The following is a 4353-nucleotide window of genomic DNA, read 5'->3' as shown; positions in this document are numbered from 1 at the left end:
ACCCGGGCCAGAGCGCGCAGGGGCAGGACCAGGGGCACTTGGGCGTAGGGGCCGAGCCATACGGGACGGGCCCGGGTCCCCGAGGGGCGAGGGCTGGGCCATCAAGGGGCAGTGGCCGAGCGGCTCGGCCAGGGGGCGAAGCTGCCCAGGGGTGGGGACCGGACGACCCCGGCCGGCAGGTCCGAGCCACCCAGCCATGAGGACCGGGCCGCGCCCAGCACGGGAGCCGAGCCACCCAGGTACGGAGGCCAGGCCCCCAGCAGCAGGCCCCGATCCCCCCGCCCCAGGCCAGGCCCCAACCACACGGCAGGCCCGATCCCCCAGCCATGGGCCCAGGCCCCAACCCCAGGGACCGGCCCCCAAGACGGAACCCGAGCCCCCGGCTGCGAGCCCGAGCCCCAGCCACAGGAGCCGGCCCCGAAAACGGAGCCCGTGCGCCAACCACAGGACCCGGCCCCGCAGACGGAGCCCGAGCGCCAGCCACAGGAGACCCGCCCCCAAAGGCGGCCCCCGAAGAAGGAGCCCGAGCGCCACCCACAGGACCGAGCCCCCAGCCAGATGATCCGAGCCCGCAGGCCCGGGCCCAGCCCCGTCACCCCCTCCGGAAGAGGGTCACCACCGCTGCGCCGCCCAGGCCGATGTTGTGGGCGAGGGCGGTGCGGGCGCCGGGGACCTGGCGGGGGCCGGCGGTGCCGCGGAGTTGCCAGACCAGTTCGGCGGTCTGGGCGAGGCCGGTGGCGCCCAGCGGGTGGCCCTTGGAGATCAGGCCGCCGGACGGGTTGACCACCCACCGGCCGCCGTACGTGGTGGCCCCGTCGGCGATCAGCTTGCCCGACTCGCCCGCCGCGCACATCCCCAGCGCCTCGTACGTCAGCAGCTCGTTCACCGAGAAGCAGTCGTGCAGCTCGATCACGTCGACGTCCTCGATGCCCAGACCGCTCGCCGCGTAGACCTGCCGGGCCGCGGCACGCGTCATCGGCGCGCCGACCACGTCGATGCAGGACCCGGAGGCGAAGCTCTCCTCGGTGTCGGTGGTCATGGCCTGCGCGGCGATCTCCACCGCCCGGTCCGCCAGGCCGTGCGCGCGGATGAACCGCTCGGAGGCGACCACCGCCGCCGCGGCGCCGTCGGAGGTCGGCGAGCACTGGAGCTTGGTCAGCGGCCGGTGGACGGTCCGGGAGGCGAGCACCTCCTCGACGGTGTAGACGTCCCGGAACTGCGCGTAGGGGTTGTGCGCCGAATGCCGGTGGTTCTTGGCGCCGACCATGGCCAGTTGCTCGGCGGTCGTGCCGTACCGCGCCATGTGCTCGCGCGCGGCGTTGCCGAAGATCTGGGCGGTGGGCGGGGTCGGCTCGAAGCCGTGGGCCGCGGCCATCACCCCGTAGTGCCGGGCGACCGGCGACGCGGCGAAGTCCCCGCCGTCCGCCCCGGCCCCCAGCGCGCCGCGCTTCATCTTCTCGAAGCCCAGCGCCAGTACGCAGTCGTTGAGTCCGGACGCGACGAACTGCCGGGCGAGCATCAGCGCGGTGGCACCGGTGGCGCAGTTGTTGTTGACGTTGTAGACGGGGACGCCGGTCAGGCCCAGTTCGTAGGCGGCGCGCTGGCCGGCGGTGGACGGCTGGTGGCAGTAGCCGCCCGGCACCTGCTCGACCGCGTCGTAGCCGATGCCGGCGTCGGCGAGCGCCGCCTCGCCGGCCTCCTTGGCCATGTCCCAGTACTGCCAGTCGCGGGTTTCCGGCTTCTCGAAGCGGGTCATGCCGACGCCGATGACGTATGCGGTACCGGCCATGCGGTCCTCCAGGGAGAGGGGGCAAAAGCAGGGGAGGGGTAGGGGACGGAGCCCCGGACGCGGCGCCCGGCGGGTCAGGGCACGGGCCGCGGCTCCGGGTCGCGGGGCAGGCCGAGGAGGCGTTCGGCGATGACGTTCAGCTGGACCTGGGTGGTGCCGCCGGCGATGGTCAGGCAGCGGGACATCAGGAAGCCGTGCAGGGCGCCGGCGCCGGGGCCCTCGCGGACCGCGCCGGCCGGGCCGAGCAGCTCCAGCGCCAGGTCGGCGAGCTTCTGCTGGTGGGTGGTCTGCACCAGTTTGCGGACGCTGGCGCCGGCGCCCGGCTCCTGGCCCGCGACCTGCTGGAGCGTGGTGCGCAGCCCGAGGCAGCCGAGCGCGTGCGCCTCCGCGGCCAGCGCGCCGACCCGGGCCCGGACCGCGCCGTCCAGCCCGGCGGTCCGTTCCAGCAGCGCCTCCAGGCCGGTGTCGAAGGTCAGCTGGTCGGCCATGTGGACCCGTTCGTTGCCGAGGGTGGTGCGGGCCACCCGCCAGCCGTCGCCGACCGCGCCGACCACCGCGTCCGCCGGCAGCCGCACATCGTCCAGGTAGACCTCGTTGAAGAGCGCGTCGCCGGTGATCTCCTTCAGCGGGCGGACGTCGATGCCCGGGGCCGCCATGTCGACGAGGAAGAACGTCAGACCGCGGTGCTTGGGCGCGTCCGGGGCGGTGCGGGCGAGCAGGATGGCGTGGTGCGCCCACTGGGCGGCGGACGTCCACACCTTCTGGCCGTTGATCCGCCAGCCGCCGTCCTCGGTGGGTTCGGCGCGGGTGCGCAGCGCCGCCAGGTCCGAACCGGCCTCCGGTTCGGAGAACAGCTGGCACCACAGCAGCTCGCCGCGGAGCGTGGGCGGGAGGTAGCGCTCCTGCTGGGCGGCGGTGCCGTGCGCGAGGAGTGAGGGCACCACCCAGGTGGCGATGCCCAGATCGCTGATCCGGACGCCGGCGGCGGCCATCTCCTGTGCGATGGCGAGCTGTTCGACGGGGCCGGCGCCCAGGCCGTAGGGCGGGGGCAGGTGCGGGGCGGCGTAGCCGGTGGGGGCCAGGGCGCGGCGGGCGGCGGCCGGGTCCAGGCCGCGGACCCGCTCGGCGGCGGCACGCGCCCGGGCCCTGAACTCCTCTGCCTCCGCCGGGAGTTCGAGCCGCAGCTCGCGGCGGGCGCCGGCCGCGGCGTGCCGGGCGGCGCGCAGCCGGTGGGTGTCCGGGCCGCCGAGCAGCTGGCGGGCGGTGACCGCCCGGCGCAGGTGGAGGTGGGCGTCGTGCTCCCAGGTGAAGCCGATACCGCCGAGGATCTGGATGCAGTCCTTGGCGCAGCCGGTGGCGGCGTCCAGCGCGGTCGCGGTGGCCAGCGCGGCGGCCAGGCCGCGGACCGCGGGCGGTTCGCCGGCGGCCCGGGCGGCGTCCCAGACCAGGGCGCGGGCCTGTTCGCAGCGGACGAGCATCTCGGCGCAGAGGTGTTTGACGCCCTGGAACTGCCCGATCGGGCGCCCGAATTGCTCGCGTACGGCGGCGTGCGCGGCGGCGGTGCGCACCGCCCAGGCGGCCGTTCCGCACGCCTCGGCGGCGAGCAGCACCCCGGCGAGGTCGCGGACCAGCGCGCCGTCCAGCGCCAGGCGCCGTTCCCCGGGGACGAGGACGCCGCCGGCGGTGACCTCGGCGACCGGCCGGGTGGGGTCGGCGCTGTCCTGGACCCGTACGGTCAGCGCGTCCGCGTCCACCGCCAGCCAGACCGTCCCGGTGGCCGACTCCGCCGCGAGCACGAGCAGATCGGCGTCCCCGCCGGCCAGGACGGGCGGCGCGGTGCCGTCGAGGACGTGGCCGCCGGCGCCGTCCACAGCGGTGAGGGTGCCGCTGCCGAGGGCGACGGCGGCGGTCCGCTCCCCGGTGGCCAGGGCCCGTACGAGGTCGCGGGGCGCGCCGCCGCGGTGCAGCAGTTCGGCGGCGAGAACGGTGGGCAGATACGGCCCGGGGAGCGCGGCGCGCCCGAACTCCTCCAGGACGACGGCGAGATCGAGCAGATCGCCGCCGCCCCCGCCGGCGTCCTCCGGCAGGTGCAGGCCGAGCAGTCCCTGGGCGGCGAGCCCGTCCCAGAAGGCCGGGCGGCCGGTCCGCGCGGGCGGGGCGTCGAGCAGTTTGCGCACGTCTTCGGGCGGTACGGCCCGCGCGGCCCAGCCACGCGCCGCTTCCGCGAGGTCACGGTGGTCCTGCGTGATTCCGATGCCCATGGCGGTGCAGAGTAGAACACGTTCCAATCTGACGGAAGGTCAGAGGAGGGGTGGATGTGAGCCGCGGCCCGGCCGCCACCCCCTCACCCCGGCCGTTCCCGCCCGCCCGTCGGCCGTTCCCGCCCGCCCGCCGGGAAACGATCCGGCCGCGACCCGGAAACGATCCGGTGAATTCCCCGCCTCCCGCCCGCCTTTCCCGCTCACGTCCGTCCGCATTCCGCCGCGCCCGCCCTATCCGGCCTTATCCGGCCGTATCCACCCGCGGATTTATCACCTCCCCTTTCCGGTACGTAACGCCGTATG

The 4353-nt window shown here is 75.7% G+C and carries 2 protein-coding genes; both read right to left on the bottom strand.

Translation table 11 applies throughout. From position 1 onward, the window contains the following. Positions 1-592: 592 nt before the first annotated feature. Complete coding sequence (locus ADL22_RS10505) at positions 593-1789, bottom strand: lipid-transfer protein (protein WP_066976130.1); 1197 nt, start codon at positions 1787-1789, stop codon at positions 593-595. Between the two features lie 74 nt (positions 1790-1863). Further along, positions 1864-4050 carry an acyl-CoA dehydrogenase gene (locus ADL22_RS10500; RefSeq protein WP_066976127.1) on the bottom strand — a complete coding sequence of 729 codons (2187 nt, stop codon included), beginning with the start codon at positions 4048-4050 and terminating at the stop codon, positions 1864-1866. Between the last annotated feature and the right edge of the window lie 303 nt (positions 4051-4353).

The sequence above is a fragment of the Streptomyces sp. NRRL F-4489 genome, from assembly GCF_001509485.1.
Taxonomy (GTDB): domain Bacteria; phylum Actinomycetota; class Actinomycetes; order Streptomycetales; family Streptomycetaceae; genus Streptomyces.
The sequence above is the reverse complement of the archived record's forward strand: the minus strand, read 5'-3'. Positions and strand labels throughout refer to the sequence as shown.

Bases quoted from the DNA above. Each gene is read 5' to 3' on its own strand.
- ADL22_RS10505 (WP_066976130.1), bottom strand. From the start codon at position 1,789: ATGGCCGGTACCGCATACGTCATCGGCGTCGGCATGACCCGCTTCGAG.
- ADL22_RS10500 (WP_066976127.1), bottom strand. From the start codon at position 4,050: ATGGGCATCGGAATCACGCAGGACCACCGTGACCTCGCGGAAGCGGCG.